Raw genomic sequence first — 19,079 nt, 5'->3', positions numbered from 1 at the left:
ATCCTTATGCGTGTCTTGAAGAGGGGGGCGGGGACACTCTATGTAGGAACAAGGCATTTTTCTTTGATTCCCGGCATTCGCCGGAAAGACGTTAAAAGGACGCACATGAGAAACCCAGTCGATACCGCTATGGCCCTCGTGCCGATGGTTGTGGAACAGACCAACCGCGGTGAACGCTCCTACGACATCTATTCTCGCCTGCTCAAGGAACGCATCATCTTCCTGACGGGTCCTGTCGAGGACCATATGGCGACACTCGTCTGCGCCCAGCTTCTCTTCCTCGAGGCCGAAAACCCCAAGAAGGAAATCGCGCTCTATATCAATTCGCCGGGTGGCGTCGTCACTGCCGGTATGGCGATTTATGATACCATGCAGTTCATCAAGCCGGCCGTCTCGACGCTATGCATCGGTCAGGCTGCTTCCATGGGGTCGCTCCTTCTGGCTGCTGGTCATAAGGACATGCGTTTCGCCACGCCGAACTCCCGCATCATGGTCCATCAGCCCTCGGGCGGTTTCCAGGGCCAGGCATCGGACATCGAGCGTCACGCCCGTGACATCTTGAAGATGAAGCGTCGCCTCAACGAAGTCTACGTGAAGCACACGGGCCGTACCTATGAGGAAGTCGAAAAGACCCTCGATCGCGACCATTTCATGGATGCGGACGAGGCCCAGACCTGGGGCGTCATCGACAAGGTTCTGACATCGCGCGTGGAAATCGAAGGCGATCAGGCCTAGTAATTAATAGGGATGGTGTTTTCGCTGCCACAGTTCTATCCCATTTGTGATTGAACAAGGGGTTTCAACTGGCGGCGGAGACGCTAATAGTAGCTATTAATGCTATGTTGAATTTTTATGACATAGCATTCGGCATTCGAAGGGGAATTCGTTGCCGCCGGCACCCGGACATGATTGATTCGGCCCGGTTCGTACCCCCTGAAGCCTTTGTCGGCAGAAGCTCCGGGTAGGGGCGCCGTCAGGGAGCTGATTGAGTGGACCGCGATTTCGTGTTGGAAATGCGGCGTGCTGGAAGGAAAGTGATATGAGCAAGGTCAGCGGCAGCAACGGCGGCGACAGCAAGAACACCCTCTATTGTTCTTTCTGCGGAAAGAGCCAGCATGAAGTCCGGAAGCTTATTGCCGGACCGACCGTGTTCATCTGCGATGAATGCGTCGAATTGTGCATGGACATCATCCGCGAGGAGAACAAGTCCTCGATGGTCAAGTCCCGTGACGGCGTTCCCACGCCCCAGGACATCATCAAGGTTCTCGACGAATATGTCATCGGCCAGCGTCAGGCGAAGAAGATCCTGTCGGTTGCCGTTCACAACCACTACAAGCGCCTCGCGCACGCCTCCAAGAACGGCGATGTGGAACTGGCGAAGTCGAACATCATGCTGGTCGGCCCGACCGGTTGCGGCAAGACCTATCTTGCCCAGACGCTGGCCCGCATCATTGACGTTCCCTTCACGATGGCCGACGCGACCACGCTGACGGAAGCCGGCTATGTCGGTGAAGACGTCGAAAACATCATCCTGAAGCTTCTGCAGGCTGCGGACTACAATGTCGAGCGCGCCCAGCGCGGCATCGTCTACATCGACGAAGTCGACAAGATTTCCCGCAAGTCCGACAACCCGTCCATCACTCGCGACGTATCGGGCGAGGGCGTGCAGCAGGCGCTTCTGAAGATCATGGAAGGCACGGTTGCCTCGGTTCCACCGCAAGGCGGCCGCAAGCACCCGCAGCAGGAATTCCTGCAGGTCGACACGACGAATATCCTGTTCATCTGCGGTGGCGCCTTTGCAGGCCTCGACAAGATCATCTCCGCTCGCGGCGAAAAGACCTCGATCGGCTTTGGCGCGACCGTCAAGGCGCCGGACGACCGCCGCGTCGGCGAAGTGCTGCGCGAACTTGAGCCCGAAGATCTGGTCAAGTTCGGCCTCATCCCAGAATTTATCGGCCGTCTGCCGGTTCTGGCGACGCTTGAGGACCTTGATGAGGACGCACTGATCCAGATCCTGTCCGAGCCGAAGAACGCGCTGATCAAGCAGTACCAGCGCCTGTTCGAGATGGAAGACGTGGAATTGAGCTTCCACGAGGACGCGCTGCGCGAAATCGCCCGCAAGGCGATCATCCGCAAGACCGGCGCCCGAGGCCTCCGCTCGATCATGGAAAAGATCCTGCTCGACACGATGTTCGAACTGCCGGCGCTGGAAGGCGTGCGCGAAGTCGTCATCTCGGAAGAGGTCGCACGGGGCTCGGCCCGTCCGCTGTATATCTATGCGGACCGCCAGGACGAGAAGGCAAACGTCTCGGCCTGACTTGCGTTGGGAACCGTTATTTCAAGGGGCTTGCCTTGTGCGGGCCCCTTTCTATTTGAAAACGGGTGCCGGGCGCTGATAATAGTTGCGGGCAAGGTTGAAAACAGCCTTGGCCGATATTGCGCAAACGATGACCCTTGGCAATGATGCTGTGATTCCGTAGCCTGTTGCTGGCGTTGCTATTTTAGGCGGTTCGGAAATGGTAAGCGTCGCTCCAGATAGGCGCTTCATTGTGTTGGCGTTCCATGTAATAAAGCTGTCACAACCGTGGAACGCGGGCGTTAACGTGGCTTGAAAAGCGTAGTCAGAACCTCCACTTGTAGCAACAAGTGAGAGTGCCGGCCGGATCCCAAGCGGCCGCGCCAGAGAGCCCGGTAACGGGACGATGGAAAGGAATAAAAATGACGAAGAAAACGTCTGTAGCGAGCAGCACCGCTTATCCTGTTCTCCCCCTGCGCGACATCGTGGTGTTCCCCCATATGATCGTGCCGCTGTTCGTCGGGCGGGAAAAGTCGATCCGTGCGCTCGAAGAGGTCATGGGTTCCGACAAGCAGATCATGCTGGTCACCCAGATCAACGCCAGCGACGACGATCCGGACCCTTCTGCGATCCACCGTGTCGGTACGGTCGCGAACGTCCTCCAGCTTTTGAAGCTGCCTGACGGCACCGTGAAGGTTCTGGTCGAAGGACGCGCCCGCGCCGAAATCGATACCTATACGAGCCGCGAAGATTTCTACGAAGCTCTCGGTCACGTGCTCGAAGAGCCGCATGACGATCCGGTCGAACTGGAAGCTCTGTCGCGTTCGGTCGTGTCGGAATTCGAGAGCTACGTGAAGCTCAACAAGAAGATTTCGCCCGAGGTTGTCGGTGCGGCCAGCCAGATCGACGACTATTCCAAGCTCGCCGATACGGTCGCCTCGCATCTCTCTATCAAGATCACCGAGAAGCAGGAGATGCTGGAAACCACCAGCGTCAAGGCTCGCCTCGAAAAGGCGCTCGGCTTCATGGAAGGCGAGATCTCGGTCCTGCAGGTCGAAAAGCGCATCCGCTCGCGCGTCAAGCGCCAGATGGAGAAGACCCAGCGCGAATACTACCTGAATGAACAGATGAAGGCGATCCAGAAGGAGCTCGGCGACGGCGAGGAAGGCCGCGACGAGATGAGCGAACTGGAAGAGCGCATCGCCAAGACGAAGCTCTCCAAGGAGGCCCGTGAAAAGGCCGACGCGGAGCTGAAGAAGCTACGCCAGATGAGCCCGATGTCGGCTGAAGCCACCGTCGTGCGCAATTATCTGGACTGGCTGCTCGGTATCCCCTGGGGCAAGAAGTCGAAGATCAAGGCCGATCTCAACAATGCCGAGAAGATTCTCGAAGCCGATCATTTCGGTCTCGAGAAGGTCAAGGAGCGCATCGTCGAGTATCTGGCGGTCCAGGCCCGCGCCACCAAGATCAAGGGTCCGATCCTGTGCCTCGTCGGCCCTCCGGGCGTCGGCAAGACCTCGCTCGCCCAGTCGATCGCCAAGGCCACCGGCCGTGAATATGTCCGTATGGCTCTCGGTGGCGTTCGTGACGAGGCCGAAATCCGCGGTCACCGCCGCACCTATATCGGTTCGATGCCCGGCAAGGTCATCCAGTCGATGAAGAAAGCGAAGAAGTCCAACCCGCTCTTCCTGCTCGACGAAATCGACAAGCTCGGCCAGGACTACCGCGGCGATCCGTCTTCGGCTCTACTCGAGGTGCTTGATCCGGCCCAGAACTCGACCTTCATGGACCACTACCTGGAAGTCGAATACGATCTGTCGGACGTGATGTTCATCACCACGGCGAATACGCTGAACATTCCGGCTCCGCTGATGGACCGCATGGAGGTCATCCGTATCGCCGGCTACACCGAAGACGAGAAGCGCGAAATCGCCAAGCGGCACCTGCTGCCGAAGGCCATCAAGGAACATGCGCTGCAGCCGAGTGAATTCTCGGTCAGCGACGACGCCCTGATGGCAATCAGCCAGCAGTACACCCGCGAAGCCGGTGTCCGTAACTTCGAACGCGAATTGATGAAGCTTGCCCGCAAGGCGGTCACCGAGATCATCAAGGGCAAGACGAAGTCGGTTCACGTTACGGCAGAGAACATCGACGATTATCTTGGCGTTCCGCGCTTCCGCCACGGCGAAGCCGAGCGCGAGGATCAGGTCGGCGTGGTCACGGGTCTTGCCTGGACGGAAGTCGGCGGCGAGCTGCTGACGATCGAAGGCGTCATGATGCCCGGCAAGGGCCGCATGACCGTCACCGGCAACCTGAAGGAAGTGATGAAGGAATCGATCTCTGCGGCGGCCTCCTATGTCCGCTCGCGTGCCGTCGATTTCGGTATCGAGCCGCCGCGCTTCGACAAGAGCGACATTCACGTGCACGTGCCGGAAGGCGCGACGCCGAAGGATGGTCCGTCTGCCGGTGTCGCGATGGCAACCGCGATTGTCTCGATCATGACCGGCATTCCGGTCAGCAAGGATGTGGCAATGACGGGTGAAATCACCCTGCGCGGCCGTGTCCTGCCGATCGGTGGCCTGAAGGAAAAGCTGCTTGCCGCACTGCGCGGCGGTATCAAGAAGGTGCTGATTCCGGAAGAGAACGCCAAGGATCTGGCCGAGATTCCTGACAACGTAAAGAACAACATGGAGATCATTCCGGTCTCACGTATGGGCGAAGTGATCAAGCACGCGCTTGTCCGTCGTCCCGAGCCGATCGAATGGGATGGCACGGTTGAAACGCCGGTCATCGCGACCGTCGAAGGGCTAGATGACGCAGGCGTTGCCATAGCTCATTGAGACTTGGCGGCCACATTTACGCCCAATTGTTGCAAATCGTGAAAAAGGCCGGCGGAAACGCCGGCCTTTTTTGTGAAAACGTCATGTAGGCGCTTGCTTTTCCTTGATTTGCAGGGTTTTTGGGTTCTCGGCGGGCCTGATGAAAGCGATTTCTGCGCCTAGCTTCCAGATTGAGTTGTTTCAAACCATTTAGAAAGGGGTGGAAACATGAACAAGAATGAACTCGTGTCCGCAGTAGCCGAAAAGGCTGGACTGACGAAGTCTGACGCAGCATCTGCCGTCGACGCCGTTTTTGACGTTGTGCAGACCGAACTGAAGGGCAAGGGCGATGTTCGCCTCGCAGGCTTCGGCAGCTTCACGGTTTCTCATCGCGCTGCCACGAAGGGTCGCAACCCGTCGACCGGCGCCGAAGTCGACATCCCGGCACGCAACGTGCCGAAGTTCACGCCCGGCAAGGGCCTGAAGGACGCCGTCAACGGCTGATACGAGATTGTCCGCCGGCCGCAAACGAGAACGGCCGCGCAGGATTTTGAGGGGGTTCGGTAATGCCGGACCCCTTTTTGCTTTCAGCGCTTGCCGTATGCCGCGCTTCGTCTTACGACGGTGATGCTTTCGAGCCGGGGCAAAAGCCCCACCAGCGGTAAGGGCTTCGGCTCGAGCCTGCGAGCGCAGCGAGATGCATCGCGAATGGCAGGCGGCCTGACGCAAACCGTACAAAATGTCGCAGGTTGTCATGTGTCTGTCATGGCAGTCCCGCAGAAAACCTTTGTTCGATTGTTCGATATTGGGGGATTTTCAATGACATTGTCTGCGCACAAGGCGGCGCTTGCTGCCGTGCTTTTCGCATCCGTTGCCTTCCCGGCAGTGGCTGAGCCGGTTTTCAACCGCATCGCCTCTTTCCCGGTCGCGACCAACCTGCCGGCCGATAAGGACAAGCTTTCGGCTACCTCGGCCGAAATCATCACCGCTTCGCAGGATGGCAACACGCTGATCTATAGCGACAGCCCGCTCGGCGCGATCGGCTTCATCGACATTACCGATGCCAAGGCGCCCAAGGCCGGCGGCGCGCTGATGATGGACGGCGAGCCGACCTCGGTGACGACAGCGGCCGGCAAGGCGCTCGTCGCCGTCAATACCGGCGAAAGCAAGCAGAAACCGTCGGGCCGTCTGGCGATCGTCGATATCGCTACCAAGAAGATCGACGCGACCTGCGATCTCGGCGGCCAGCCCGATTCGATCGCCCTCAACAAGGACAGGACGCTCGGCGCGATCGCGATCGAAAACGAGCGTGACGAAGAGGTCAATGACGGCAAACTACCGCAGATGCCGGCAGGCGACCTCGTCGTCTTCCAGCTCAAGACCGATGGCAGCGTCGATTGCGGCACCATCAAGCATATCGCCCTGACCGGCCTTGCCGGCGTCGCTCCTGACGATCCGGAACCGGAATTCGTTTCCTTCAACAGCCAGAACGAAATTGCGCTCACGCTGCAGGAAAACAACGAGATCATCATTCTCGACGGCGCGACCGGCACGGTGAAGACGCATTTCTCTGCCGGCAGCGTCGATCTCACGGGCATCGACACCAAGCGTGACGGCGCCCTGAAGTTCACCAGCGAGAAGAAGGGCGTCCTGCGCGAGCCTGATGCCGTCAAGTGGCTGGACGACAACCGGCTCGTTGTCGCCAACGAAGGCGACTATGAAGGCGGCTCGCGCGGCTTCACCATCTTCGACAAGACCGGCAAGGTCCTGTTCGAATCCGGCAGTTCCCTCGAGCGGGCCGTCGCCGCGCTCGGCCACTATCCGGAAAGCCGCTCCTCGTCGAAGGGCGTCGAGCCGGAAGGGCTGGAAGCCGCGAAATTCGGGAACGACGACCTGTTCTTCCTGCTCGCTGAACGCGCTTCCGTCGTGGGCGTGTACAAGGACACCGGCGCCGATCCGGAACTGCTGCAGATCCTGCCCTCGGGCGTTTCTCCGGAAGGCGCGGTCGCCATTCCGCAGCGTAACCTGCTTGCCACCGCCAACGAACTCGACCTTGGCAAGGAGGGCGGCGCGCGTTCGCACGTCATGATCTATGAACGCGGCGAAGGCGAGAAGGCTTATCCGCAGATCGTTTCCGCCGAGAAGGACGGCAATCCCATCGGCTTTGCAGCTCTTTCTGGTCTCGCCGCCGTTCCGGGCAAGCCGGGCATGCTCTATGCCGTCAGCGACAGCTTCCTCGCCTCACAGCCGACGATCTACACGATCGACGCCACCAGGAAGCCGGCCGTCATCACCGATGCGCTCGTCGTCAAGCGTGACGGTGCTCCGGCTCAGAAGCTCGACATTGAAGGCGTCGCTGTTGCTGCCGACGGCTCCTTCTGGCTGGCCTCGGAGGGGTATACCGAGCGCCTGGTGCCGCATGCTCTCTACAACGTCACCGCAAAGGGCGACATCAAGACCGAGATCGCCCTGCCGAAGGAACTGCTCGCCAACGAAATCCGCTTCGGCTTCGAAGGTGTCACGATCGTCGGCACCGGCGATGACGCGACGCTGTGGATGGCCGTTCAGCGCGAGTGGAACGACGATGAGAAAGGCTTCGTGAAGCTCGTCTCCTATAATCCGAAGAAGAAGGAATGGGGCGGCGTGCGCTACCCGCTCGACAAGACCGAGAGCGGCTGGGTCGGTCTCTCCGAAATCACCGCTCAGGGCGACAGCGTCTACATAATCGAACGCGACAATCTCGTCGGCGATGCAGCCAAGCTGAAGAAGCTCTACAAGGTTGCACTCTCCGACCTGAAGCCGGGCAAGCTCGGGGCCGATCTGCCCGTGGTCAAGAAGACGGAAGCCCATGATTTCATCGGCGATCTGAAGTCGGCCACCAACGGCTACGTTCTCGACAAGCTGGAAGGTTTTGCCTTCGACGCGTCGGGCAAGGCCTATGCCGTGACCGACAATGACGGTGTGAGTGACTCTTCGGGCGAAACCCTGTTCTTCCCGGTCAACATGGCCGCCACGAACTGAGTTCGTAGTCCCATGAAATGGAAAGGCCGGACTCTTGCCCGGCCTTTCCATTGATTCTTGTCAGAGCTACCAGCGCTGATGCACATGCGGCGCAATCAGTCGCCCGTAGATTTCACGCGTTGCGGCCATGACGTCGGCCGACAGCGGCGCGAGATCGGCGGCGGCCGCATTGGCCTTGGCCTGCTCGACATTGCGTGCGCCGGGGATGACTACCGTGACTGCTTCCGCCATCAGGATCCAGCGAAGCGCAAAGGCCGCCATGCTGGTGCCGGCTGGAACGAGCTTGCGCACTTCCTCGACGGCCTGCAGGCCGACCTCGAAGGGCACGCCTGCGAAGGTCTCGCCGACATCGAAGGCCTCGCCATTGCGGTTGAAATTGCGGTGGTCGTCGCTTGCGAACGTCGTGTCGCCGGTGATCTTGCCGGAGAGGAGGCCGCTGGCAAGCGGCACGCGAGCGATGATCGCCACGTTCTTGCGCCGGGCTTCGCTGAAGAACAGATGATCGGGACGCTGACGGAAGATGTTGTAGATGATCTGGATGCTGACGACACCGGGATATCCGATCGCTTTCAGAGCTTCCTCGACCTTCTCGACGCTGACGCCATAGCCCTTGATCTTGCCGGCCTTCTGCAACTCGTCCAGACCCCCAAAGACTTCCGGTCGATAGAGCACCTCCGTCGGCGGGCAGTGAAGCTGTACGAGGTCGAGGCTGTCCACCTGCAGATTCTTGAGGCTGCGGTCGATGAAACCTTCCAGATTGGCCTTGGTGTAGCCCTCAGTGACATGCGGGTTCAGACGGCGGCCGGCCTTGGTCGCGACCATCGGGCGTTCGCCGCCACGCGCCTTCAGCACATCGGCAATGATCTTTTCGGAACGGCCGTCACCATAAACGTCGGCGGTGTCGATGAAGGTCATGCCGGCGTCGAGTGCGGCATTCAAGGCAGCGCGGCCGTCCGCTTCGCTGACATCGCCCCAGGAGCCGCCGATCTGCCAGGCGCCGAAGCCGATATTGGTGATGGTAAAGGGCAGGCGGCCAAAAGCATGATGTTTCATGGAAATTTCTCCGATGGTGATGAAAGGTTCTCGAAGTAGCAGGCGCCGGGTAGGGCGACAATCGCCGATCGCGCTTGGATCGTCTGCTGCGATCAAATATCCTTGTCGGTGACGATTCAACCGCAGCCGACGGAAGAACAGGAAAGATCATGGATATCAAGACTGCAGGCTCGCGCCCTTCCACGAAGGGCCAGGCCGATTATTTCACCGGCTCCGTTCGTCTCGATCCGCTTGTCGAGGCGCCGGAGCCTGCGCGTGTGCGGGCCGCTCACGTAACCTTCGAGCCGGGCGCCCGAACCTCCTGGCATACGCATCCCCTGGGGCAGACGCTGATCGTTACCTCAGGCAGAGGCTTCGTTCAGACATGGGGCGGCGAAATCAGGGAAATCCGCTCGGGTGATGTCGTCTGGTTCCCACCGGGCGAGAAGCACTGGCATGGGGCGAGCCCCGAGACCGCCATGAGCCACATCGCCATCCAGGAAGCATTGGACGGCAGCGTGGCGGACTGGCTGGAGCAGGTCAGTGACGAGCAATATGCCGGCAAGGCCTGAGGCGGCAGCAACGGACTTCAGACTCTGAGAGGGCGCATGCTATTCGGGCTTCCGTTGCGAAGCTCTGTCGCGGGCGTTTCAGGCATCCCGCCGCTTCGTGCGGGCTGCTTGTGGAAAAACCTGACGCAGTGGATCTCAGGTCCGCAGGCAAAGCAGAATCGCCGATTTGTCGGGAGGATCGGGAAGGCCTTCCGAAACAATTTCAGGACTGTCATGGTTTTGTCTCCAAACCTGCTTGACACTAAAAGGCGAACCCCTTAGTTAGCCGCTCATCCAAGCGGCCAGCCCGTTCGGATGAGGTGCTCAGCACCGGATTGCTTGAAAGAATGCGGGTGTAGCTCAGTCGGTTAGAGTGCCGGCCTGTCACGCCGGAGGTCGCGGGTTCGAGCCCCGTCACTCGCGCCATTTCAAGCAGGCGTCAAATTGACGCCGTCTGTCCGGTTCGTGATATCCTCAAGGTCCGAAAGGTCCAATGCGCGGGTGTAGCTCAGTCGGTTAGAGTGCCGGCCTGTCACGCCGGAGGTCGCGGGTTCGAGCCCCGTCACTCGCGCCATTTTTCTTCAAAAAGCCATGCAGTTTCCGAGGGTCAGCCATGCGGCCTTCCGCGACATTTGCGGATTTGTCGCGACATCGTTGCATCTGCTTGATAACGTCCGTCTGACGCTGTTCGAATAGCTTCTGTAAAAGTCTTGCGCCGGGGCTCCGGCTGCGCTAACCACGGCTTGTTGCAACGCACGTTCGCTTGCCGGGCATTTGCCCAGTTGCGCCGCCAGGCGCCGCCCGCAAGCAGGGATGAACATGATGACTGAACTACTCAGTTCCTATATTCCGATCGCTATTTTCATCGGCATCGCGCTCGTAATTGGCCTGGCGCTTCTCATTGCGCCGTTTGCCGTTGCCTTCAAGGCGCCCGATTCCGAAAAGCTTTCGGCTTACGAATGCGGCTTCAACGCATTCGACGACGCACGTATGAAGTTCGACATCCGCTTCTACCTCGTGTCGATTCTCTTCATCATCTTCGACCTTGAAGTCGCCTTCCTCTTCCCATGGGCCGTTTCCTTCGGCGCCATCGGCTGGTTCGGCTTCTGGTCCATGATGGTCTTCCTTCTCGTGCTGACCATCGGCTTTATCTATGAATGGAAGAAGGGAGCCCTGGAATGGGAGTAGCCCCCGCTAGCAATCAGCCGCTGGTAGCGCAGCAGCCGAAGGGGATTATCGATCCCTCGACCGGCAAGCCGATCGGCAGCAATGACGCGTTCTTCGGTGAGATCAACAACGAGCTCGCCGACAAGGGTTTTCTTGTCACCTCGACCGATGAGCTGATCAACTGGGCTCGTACCGGCTCGCTGATGTGGATGACCTTCGGTCTTGCCTGCTGCGCTGTGGAGATGATGCAGCTCTCGATGCCGCGCTACGACGTCGAACGCTTCGGCTTTGCGCCGCGCGCTTCGCCGCGCCAGTCCGACGTCATGATTGTCGCCGGCACGCTGACCAACAAGATGGCGCCTGCGCTTCGCAAGGTCTATGACCAGATGCCCGAGCCGCGCTACGTCATCTCGATGGGCTCCTGCGCCAACGGCGGCGGCTACTATCACTATTCCTATTCGGTCGTTCGCGGCTGTGATCGCGTCGTACCGATCGACATCTACGTGCCGGGCTGTCCCCCCACGGCGGAAGCATTGCTTTACGGCGTGCTGCTGCTGCAGAAGAAGATCCGCCGCACCGGCACGATCGAACGCTAAGGGCAAGGACAGAAAATTATGAGCGAAGCCCTCACTGAGCTTTCGTCGTACCTTTCGCAAGCGCGCGGCAACCTGATTGCCGCCTCGCAGCTCAAATATGGCGAGCTGACGCTGACGACGACTGGCGACAATCTGATCCCGCTGCTGACCTTCCTGCGCGACGACGCCAAGTGCGGCTTCGTCAACCTGACGGACGTCTGTGGTGTGGACTGGCCGCAGCGCGAACTGCGCTTCGATGTCGTCTATCATCTCCTGTCTCCGAAGCAGAACCTGCGCATCCGCGTGAAGGTGGCGACAGACGAAGATACGCCGGTTCCATCCGCCTGCGCCGTCTATCCGGGCGCCGACTGGTTCGAGCGGGAGACCTGGGACATGTACGGCGTGCTCTTCACCGGCCACCCGGACCTGCGCCGTATCCTGACCGATTACGGTTTCGAAGGTCATCCGCTGCGCAAAGATTTCCCGACGACCGGTTTCGTCGAAGTTCGCTACGACGATGCGGCAAAGCGCGTCGTTTACGAGCCGGTGGAACTGAAGCAGGAATTCCGTAATTTCGATTTCTTGTCCCCTTGGGAAGGCACGGAATACGTGCTGCCCGGCGACGAAAAGGCGAAACAGTAAGTTTGAGGCGTGTGGCGGGCCGAGAGCCCGTTGTTCACTGACTACCTGAAAAAGCGAGCCCATCGCCATGACCGAACATAACGTCCGTAACTTCAACATCAATTTCGGGCCGCAGCATCCGGCAGCGCACGGCGTTCTGCGTCTTGTCCTTGAGCTTGACGGCGAAATCGTGGAACGCGTCGATCCGCATATCGGCCTGCTGCACCGCGGCACAGAAAAGCTGATCGAAACCAAGACCTACCTGCAGGCTGTTCCCTACTTCGATCGCCTCGACTACGTGGCGCCGATGAACCAGGAGCATGCCTATGCTCTGGCTGTGGAAAGGCTGCTCGGCATTGAGATCCCGATTCGCGGCCAGCTGATCCGCGTCCTCTACTCGGAAATCGGCCGTATCCTGTCGCATCTTTTGAACGTCACGACGCAGGCCATGGACGTCGGCGCGCTGACGCCGCCGCTCTGGGGTTTCGAAGAGCGCGAAAAGCTGATGGTGTTCTATGAGCGCGCCAGTGGCTCCCGCATGCATGCCGCTTATTTCCGTCCGGGTGGCGTTCATCAGGACCTGCCGGAACAGCTCGTGCAGGATATCGGCAAATGGTGCGACGAATTTCCGGGCAAGCTCGACGATATCGACGATCTTCTGACCGGCAACCGCATCTTCAAGCAGCGCAACGTCGATATCGGCGTTGTCTCGCTGGAGGATTGCTGGGCCTGGGGCTTCTCGGGCGTCATGGTGCGCGGTTCGGGTGCTGCCTGGGACCTGCGTCGCGCGCAGCCCTATGAATGCTATTCGGATCTTGAGTTCGACATTCCGGTCGGCAAGAACGGCGACAACTACGATCGTTACCTGATCCGCATGATCGAGATGCGCGAATCGGTGAAGATCATGAAGCAGTGCGTCAATCGTCTGCTCGGTGATGCCAAGGCGGGACCGTTCTCCTCGATCGATGGCAAGGTCGTTCCGCCGAAGCGCGGCGAGATGAAGCGTTCGATGGAAGCGCTGATCCACCACTTCAAGCTCTATACCGAAGGCTATCACGTTCCGGCCGGTGAGGTTTACGCTGCTGTCGAAGCGCCGAAGGGCGAATTTGGCGTCTATCTCGTCTCCGACGGCACCAATAAGCCCTATCGCTGCAAGATCCGCGCTCCGGGTTATGCGCATCTGCAGGCGATGGACTTCATGTGCCGTGGTCACCAGCTTGCCGACGTCGCGGCCGTTCTCGGCTCGCTCGACATCGTCTTCGGTGAGGTGGACCGCTAATGCAGGCTCTGCCGCTCGCGACAGCCTTTCTTCTTTCGGCCTCCGCTGCCTTTGCACAGGATGCCGGAAAGCTCGGCACACCGCTGGGCCATGAAGAGGCGCAGCCGCCGGCAGAGCAATCGTCCATGGGTGAGCTTTTGTCCATGGGCTATCAAATCAAGGCCGCCGTGCCGAATGGCGGCAAGTTCGTGGTATTTATGCAAAAAGACCAGTCGGCCTATGCCTGTGAAATGCAGTCTCTGACTGCTTCGCGGTGTGGAACGCTAAACTGACAAGGCGTGAGGAAGAATGTCCGTTCGTCGATTAGCCGAAGATCAATTCCAGCCGGCCGCATTCGCTTTCAGCGATGAAAATGCGGTCTGGGCGGAAAAGACGATTCAGAAATATCCCGCAGGCCGTCAGCAGTCCGCGGTCATTCCGCTGTTGATGCGTGCGCAAGAGCAGGATGGTTGGGTCACCCGCCCGGCGATCGAAAAGATTGCCGACATGCTGGACATGGCCTATATCCGCGTTCTCGAGGTCGCGACCTTCTACACCCAGTTCCAGCTTCATCCCGTCGGTACCCGCGCTCACGTGCAGGTCTGCGGCACGACGCCCTGCATGCTGCGTGGCTCGGAAAAGTTGATGGGCGTCTGCCGCAGCAAGATCCATCAGCACCCGTTCGAGCGCAACGCCGAGGGCACGCTCTCCTGGGAAGAGGTCGAATGTCTCGGGGCTTGCGTCAACGCTCCGATGGTGATGATCGGCAAGGATACCTACGAGGACCTGACGCCGGAGCGCCTGGAAGAGATCATCGATACGTTCGCGGCCGGCAATGGGGCGAGCGTCAAGGTTGGCCCGCAGATCGACCGTCACCTGTCCTCGCCCGAAGGTGGCCCGACGACCCTGCTGGGCGATGTTGCCGTTAGCCGCACCTGGGTTGACAAGGCTCCAGCGACTGCACCGGCAGACGGCGCGCCGGTTCCGCCTTCCGAGGCGGCACGTCCGAAGAGCACCGACGCCGAGACCAATGCGTCGCTGAAGACGCCGGCAACGTCTCCCAAAGCATCGGCGAAGAATGCGAAGGCTGCCGAAGTTCAGCCGCTCTCTGGCACCGCCGCTTCCGAGCCGGCGCCGAAGGCTGCCCCTGAGGTTGCTGCCAAGCCCGCGCTGACCGACAAGAATCGTCCGGCCGGCATCGAGAAGCCCGCCGCTCCCGATGATCTCAAGATGATTTCCGGCGTCGGTCCGAAGATCGAAGCAACGTTGAATGAAATCGGCATCTTCACCTTCTCGCAGATCGCGGGCTGGAAGAAGGCCGAACGCGAATGGGTCGATGGTTTCCTGAATTTCCGCGGCCGCATCGAGCGCGACGACTGGGTCAAGCAGGCCAAGGCGCTCGCCAAGGGCGGCGAAGCGGAATATATCAAGGTCTTCGGCAAGAAGCCGCGGTAAGAGGTGTGAAGCATGTTAGAAGATAAGGACCGCATCTTTACCAACATCTACGGCCTCAAGGACAAATCCCTGAAGGGGGCGATGAGCCGCGGCCACTGGGACGGCACCAAGCAGATCCTCGAAAAGGGCCGTGACTGGATCGTCGACGAGATGAAGGCTTCCGGCCTTCGCGGTCGTGGCGGCGCAGGCTTCCCGACAGGCCTCAAATGGTCGTTCATGCCCAAGCAGAGCGACGGCCGTCCGCATTACCTCGTCGTCAACGCCGACGAATCCGAGCCCGGCACCTGCAAGGACCGCGACATCATGCGCAACGATCCGCATACGCTGATCGAAGGCTGTGTGGTCGCAAGCTTCGCCATGGGCGCCAACGCCGCCTATATCTATGTGCGCGGCGAATATATCCGTGAGCGCGAAGCCCTGCAGGCCGCAATCGACGAATGCTACGATGCCGGCCTTCTCGGCAAGAACAACAAGCTCGGTTGGGACATGGACATCTATGTCCATCATGGCGCCGGTGCTTATATCTGCGGCGAAGAAACCGCGCTGCTCGAAAGCCTTGAAGGCAAGAAGGGCCAGCCGCGCCTGAAGCCGCCGTTCCCGGCCAATATGGGTCTCTACGGCTGCCCGACGACGGTCAACAATGTTGAATCGATCGCCGTCGCCCCAACCATCCTGCGCCGTGGTGCGGGCTGGTTCTCGTCCATCGGCCGTCCGAACAACGTTGGAACCAAGCTCTTCATGCTCTCCGGTCACGTCAACAAGCCGTGCACCGTTGAAGAGAGCATGGGCATCACCTTCCGCGAACTGGTGGACAAGCACGCCGGCGGCATTCGTGGGGGCTGGGACAATCTGCTTGCCGTCATTCCGGGCGGTGCATCGTGCCCGATCGTTCCGGCCAAGGACATCATCGACTGCCCGATGGACTTCGACGGTCTGCGCGCTGTCGGTTCCTCCTTCGGTACGGCCGCCTCGATCGTCATGGACAAGTCCACCGACGTCATCAAGGCCATCGCCCGTATCTCCGCCTTCTTCAAGCATGAGAGCTGCGGCCAGTGCACGCCGTGCCGCGAAGGCACGGGCTGGATGTGGCGCGTGATGGAGCGCATGGCGCGCGGCAACGCCCAGAAGCGCGAAATCGACATGCTGTTCCAGGTCACCAAGCAGATAGAAGGCCACACCATCTGTGCGCTCGGCGACGCCGCCGCATGGCCGGTGCAGGGTCTGATCCGTAACTTCCGTCCAGAGATCGAAGCCCGCATCGACCAGTATACGGCCAATGCGCTCGATCACGGTGCGGTTCTGGAGGCGGCCGAGTAAGTACATGACGATCAAGGCACCCGACAGCAAGGTGGGAGAAGGGGCATCCGATTTCGCGGCTGACTTCGGCCGTCTTGCTGCCGGCATGCTGGAAAATGCGCGCGCGATGCCCGTTCATCCGCTGATGGCGCATCCAGCTGCGGCATTTGCCGCAGCCACAGCGATCGGTTTTGGCATTTCCACGCAGATGGCCGGCGTTTTCTTCGGCGCGCTGCAGGGCGCGTTCGAGACGGCGAACATGGCGGCCGCAGCGCTCGATGAAACGCCGCCTGACGAAGAAACACCCGAGATGGATATCCGTCCGGAAAATATTCGCCCGGCTGAAACGGTTGCGCCGGTTCGTAAGGCGGCAAAGCCGAAGCTGACGGTGGTTTCCAGCAAGGCCCCGGCAGCGGAAGCCGCGAAGCCTACGGTTGCCAAGGCGAAGCCCGGCACAAGGTCCAGGAAGGTTGACGACCTGAAGCTGATCGCCGGCATCGGTCCGAAGCTGGAGCAGGTGCTGAACAAAAGAGGCATCCGCACTTTTGCCGATATTGCGGCATGGAGCGACGGCGACGTTGTGAGCCTGGACGCCGAACTCGGTTTCGACGGTCGCATCCTGCGCGATGACTGGGTTGGCCAGGCGAAGGTGCTGGCGACACGGGGTCGCAGGAAGAAGTAGTTTCCGGCCACAGGCGATGGTCGGAGGAATGGCATCCGAGCGACGGGGCAGGGGGCTCCGGATCGTGGTGCCGATGGCGGGTTTCGGGTCTCGGAACCAGCGAAAGAGAATTTGGGCAATTCCGGCGCCAGGACGGACGAAAGGTCTGTCTTGGCAATATGGATGTTGCAAAAATAGGTTTGTTTGCCGGTGCCCGGCGAATGGGAAACAGGACTGAGTGACGATGGCAAAACTGAAGATTGACGGTAACGAGATCGAAGTTCCGGATCATTACACGCTGATTCAGGCGTGCGAAGAGGCCGGTGCTGAAGTTCCGCGCTTCTGCTTCCATGAGCGTCTGTCGGTTGCCGGCAATTGCCGTATGTGCCTCGTCGAGGTCAAGGGCGGTCCGCCGAAGCCGCAGGCTTCCTGCGCCATGGGCGTGCGCGATATTCGAGGCGGTCCGAACGGCGAACTGCCTGAAGTCTTCACCAACACGCCGATGGTCAAGAAGGCCCGCGAAGGCGTGATGGAATTCCTGCTGATCAACCATCCGCTCGATTGCCCGATATGCGACCAGGGCGGCGAATGCGATCTGCAGGACCAGGCCATGGCCTTCGGTATCGACACCTCGCGCTATCAGGAAGACAAGCGCGCCGTCGAAGACAAGTATATTGGGCCGCTCGTCAAGACGGTTATGAACCGCTGCATTCACTGCACGCGTTGCGTCCGTTTCACGACGGAAGTGGCAGGCATTTCCGAGCTCGGCCTGATCGGCCGCGGCGAAGACGCCGAAATCACCACCTATCTCGAGCAGGCCATGACCTCCGAGCTGCAGGGCAACGTCGTTGACCTCTGCCCGGTCGGCGCACTGACTTCGAAGCCCTTCGCCTTCACGGCCCGCCCGTGGGAACTGAACAAGACGGAATCGATCGACGTCATGGACGCCGTCGGCTCTGCAATCCGCGTCGATACGCGGGGCCGCGAAGTCATGCGCATCCTGCCGCGCGTCAACGAGGCCGTGAACGAAGAGTGGATTTCGGACAAGACCCGCCACGTCTGGGACGGCCTGAAGACGCAGCGCCTCGACCGGCCTTACGTCCGCAAGGGCGGTCGCCTGCAGCCGGCGAGCTGGAGCGAAGCCTTCGGCGCCATCAAGGCTGCCGTTTCGGCAACCTCTGGCGATAAGATCGGCGCGATTGCCGGCGACCTCGCTTCGGTCGAAGAAATGTATGCCCTTTCCGAACTGGTCAAGTCGCTCGGTTCCGAGAACCTCGACTGTCGCCAGGATGGGGCGGCACTTGATCCGTCGCTCGGCCGCGCAAGCTACCTCTTCAATCCGACCATCGCGGGCATCGAACAGGCTGATGCGCTCCTTATCATCGGCGCCAACCCGCGCTTCGAAGCGGCTATCCTCAACGCCCGCATCCGCAAGCGTTACCGTCGAGGCGGCTTCCCGATCGGTGTGATCGGCGAGGGCGGCGAGATGCGTTACAAGTATGATTACCTCGGCGCAGGCCCTGATACGCTGAAGGACATTCTCGACGGCGGCCACGCCTTCGCCGAAGTCCTCTCCAAGGCCTCCAAGCCGATGATCATCATCGGTCAGGGCGCTCTCACGCGCACGGATGGCGCAGGCGTTCTGGCCACCGCCGCCAAACTCGCCGTCAATGTCGGCGCAATCGCGGAAGGCTGGAACGGCTTTGCGGTGCTGCACACCGCCGCATCGCGGGTCGGCGGCCTAGACCTCGGCTTCGTGCCGGGCGCTAAGGGCGTCAATGCCGCTGAGATGCTGAAGACCATGGACGTGCTCTTCCTGCTCGGCGCCGATGAGTTTGATGTCTCGGCAAAGACGGCGAAGTTCACGGTCTATATCGGCTCGCATGGCGACAATGGTGCGCATGGCGCCGATGTCATCCTGCCGGCCGCCGCCTACACGGAAAAGTCCGGCACCTGGGTCAACACCGAAGGCCGCGTCCAGATGGGCAACCGCGCCGGTTTCGCACCGGGCGATGCCCGCGAAGACTGGGCGATCATCCGTGCCCTGTCCGACGTGCTGGGCAAGAAGCTTCCTTTTGATTCGCTTGGTGAATTGCGCGGCAAGCTCTACGCAGCATTCCCGCATTTTGCTGCCATCGACGAGATCGCCGAAGGTGACAGCGCCCAAATTGCCGCACTGGCGAAAAAAGCCGGTAAGATGAACAAATCCGGGTTTGCGTCGCCGGTCAAAGACTTCTATTTGACGAACCCGATAGCGCGCGCCTCGGCTGTCATGGCCGAGTGCTCGGCATTGGCCCGCAACAATTTCAAAGTCGCGGCAGAGTAAG

At 60.2% G+C, this 19,079-nt stretch carries 16 protein-coding genes and 2 tRNA genes; 17 read left to right on the top strand and 1 reads right to left on the bottom strand.

Features of this window, described 5'->3' with window-relative positions; all coding sequences use genetic code 11:
* Positions 1 to 105 precede the first annotated feature (105 nt).
* The 5 genes from clpP to FHT78_RS12390 all read left to right on the top strand — a co-directional run bounded on the left by clpP (position 106) and on the right by FHT78_RS12390 (position 8,136).
* Positions 106 to 735, top strand: a complete 630-nt coding sequence (gene clpP, locus FHT78_RS12410; RefSeq protein ID WP_183743907.1) for an ATP-dependent Clp endopeptidase proteolytic subunit ClpP — start codon at positions 106 to 108, stop codon at positions 733 to 735.
* A gap of 304 nt (positions 736 to 1,039) precedes the next feature.
* On the top strand, positions 1,040 to 2,317 hold the full coding sequence (gene clpX, locus FHT78_RS12405) for an ATP-dependent Clp protease ATP-binding subunit ClpX (RefSeq protein WP_183743905.1): 1,278 nt from the start codon (positions 1,040 to 1,042) through the stop codon (positions 2,315 to 2,317).
* 401 nt (positions 2,318 to 2,718) lie between these two features.
* Positions 2,719 to 5,136, top strand: coding sequence for an endopeptidase La (lon, locus tag FHT78_RS12400; RefSeq protein WP_183743903.1), 2,418 nt, complete (start codon positions 2,719 to 2,721; stop codon positions 5,134 to 5,136).
* A gap of 207 nt (positions 5,137 to 5,343) precedes the next feature.
* On the top strand, positions 5,344 to 5,619 hold the full coding sequence (locus tag FHT78_RS12395; protein WP_183743901.1) for an HU family DNA-binding protein: 276 nt from the start codon (positions 5,344 to 5,346) through the stop codon (positions 5,617 to 5,619).
* Between the two features lie 315 nt (positions 5,620 to 5,934).
* Positions 5,935 to 8,136: an esterase-like activity of phytase family protein gene (locus FHT78_RS12390; protein ID WP_183743898.1), complete on the top strand. Its 2,202-nt coding sequence runs from the start codon at positions 5,935 to 5,937 to the stop codon at positions 8,134 to 8,136.
* A gap of 66 nt (positions 8,137 to 8,202) precedes the next feature.
* On the opposite strand, the gene FHT78_RS12385 is transcribed toward FHT78_RS12390, so the two are convergent.
* On the bottom strand, positions 8,203 to 9,189 hold the full coding sequence (locus tag FHT78_RS12385; RefSeq protein ID WP_183743896.1) for an aldo/keto reductase: 987 nt from the start codon (positions 9,187 to 9,189) through the stop codon (positions 8,203 to 8,205).
* 149 nt (positions 9,190 to 9,338) lie between these two features.
* Between FHT78_RS12385 and FHT78_RS12380 the strand changes: the two genes are divergently transcribed.
* The 12 genes from FHT78_RS12380 to nuoG all read left to right on the top strand — a co-directional run bounded on the left by FHT78_RS12380 (position 9,339) and on the right by nuoG (position 19,078).
* Positions 9,339 to 9,740, top strand: a complete 402-nt coding sequence (locus FHT78_RS12380; protein ID WP_183743893.1) for a cupin domain-containing protein — start codon at positions 9,339 to 9,341, stop codon at positions 9,738 to 9,740.
* 328 nt (positions 9,741 to 10,068) lie between these two features.
* Positions 10,069 to 10,145 (top strand) — tRNA-Asp (locus tag FHT78_RS12375).
* 71 nt (positions 10,146 to 10,216) lie between these two features.
* Positions 10,217 to 10,293 (top strand) — tRNA-Asp (locus tag FHT78_RS12370).
* Between the two features lie 248 nt (positions 10,294 to 10,541).
* Positions 10,542 to 10,907: an NADH-quinone oxidoreductase subunit A gene (locus tag FHT78_RS12365; protein ID WP_008521906.1), complete on the top strand. Its 366-nt coding sequence runs from the start codon at positions 10,542 to 10,544 to the stop codon at positions 10,905 to 10,907.
* Positions 10,898 to 11,482, top strand: coding sequence for an NADH-quinone oxidoreductase subunit B (locus FHT78_RS12360; RefSeq protein ID WP_183743890.1), 585 nt, complete (start codon positions 10,898 to 10,900; stop codon positions 11,480 to 11,482). Before FHT78_RS12365 ends, FHT78_RS12360 begins: the two co-directional genes overlap by 10 nt.
* Positions 11,483 to 11,500: 18 nt before the next feature.
* The gene (locus FHT78_RS12355) at positions 11,501 to 12,103 is read left to right on the top strand and encodes an NADH-quinone oxidoreductase subunit C (RefSeq protein WP_183743888.1); all 603 of its coding nucleotides are present in this window, start codon (positions 11,501 to 11,503) and stop codon (positions 12,101 to 12,103) included.
* Between the two features lie 67 nt (positions 12,104 to 12,170).
* Positions 12,171 to 13,361, top strand: coding sequence for an NADH-quinone oxidoreductase subunit D (locus FHT78_RS12350; RefSeq protein WP_112544556.1), 1,191 nt, complete (start codon positions 12,171 to 12,173; stop codon positions 13,359 to 13,361).
* Positions 13,361 to 13,633: a hypothetical protein gene (locus tag FHT78_RS12345; protein WP_183743886.1), complete on the top strand. Its 273-nt coding sequence runs from the start codon at positions 13,361 to 13,363 to the stop codon at positions 13,631 to 13,633. The genes FHT78_RS12350 and FHT78_RS12345 overlap by 1 nt, the downstream gene beginning before the upstream one ends.
* Positions 13,634 to 13,649: 16 nt before the next feature.
* The gene (locus FHT78_RS12340; protein ID WP_183743884.1) at positions 13,650 to 14,795 is read left to right on the top strand and encodes an NADH-quinone oxidoreductase subunit E; all 1,146 of its coding nucleotides are present in this window, start codon (positions 13,650 to 13,652) and stop codon (positions 14,793 to 14,795) included.
* 12 nt (positions 14,796 to 14,807) lie between these two features.
* On the top strand, positions 14,808 to 16,112 hold the full coding sequence (gene nuoF, locus FHT78_RS12335) for an NADH-quinone oxidoreductase subunit NuoF (RefSeq protein ID WP_183743882.1): 1,305 nt from the start codon (positions 14,808 to 14,810) through the stop codon (positions 16,110 to 16,112).
* Positions 16,113 to 16,116: 4 nt separating this feature from the next.
* Positions 16,117 to 16,773, top strand: a complete 657-nt coding sequence (locus FHT78_RS12330; protein WP_183743880.1) for a 5' DNA nuclease — start codon at positions 16,117 to 16,119, stop codon at positions 16,771 to 16,773.
* Positions 16,774 to 16,996: 223 nt separating this feature from the next.
* The gene (gene nuoG, locus FHT78_RS12325; protein ID WP_183743878.1) at positions 16,997 to 19,078 is read left to right on the top strand and encodes an NADH-quinone oxidoreductase subunit NuoG; all 2,082 of its coding nucleotides are present in this window, start codon (positions 16,997 to 16,999) and stop codon (positions 19,076 to 19,078) included.
* Position 19,079: the final 1 nt, after the last annotated feature.

This window comes from Rhizobium sp. BK196 (genome assembly GCF_014193255.1).
In the GTDB taxonomy this organism is placed as follows: Bacteria; Pseudomonadota; Alphaproteobacteria; order Rhizobiales; family Rhizobiaceae; genus Rhizobium.
The sequence above is the reverse complement of the archived record's forward strand: the minus strand, read 5'-3'. Positions and strand labels throughout refer to the sequence as shown.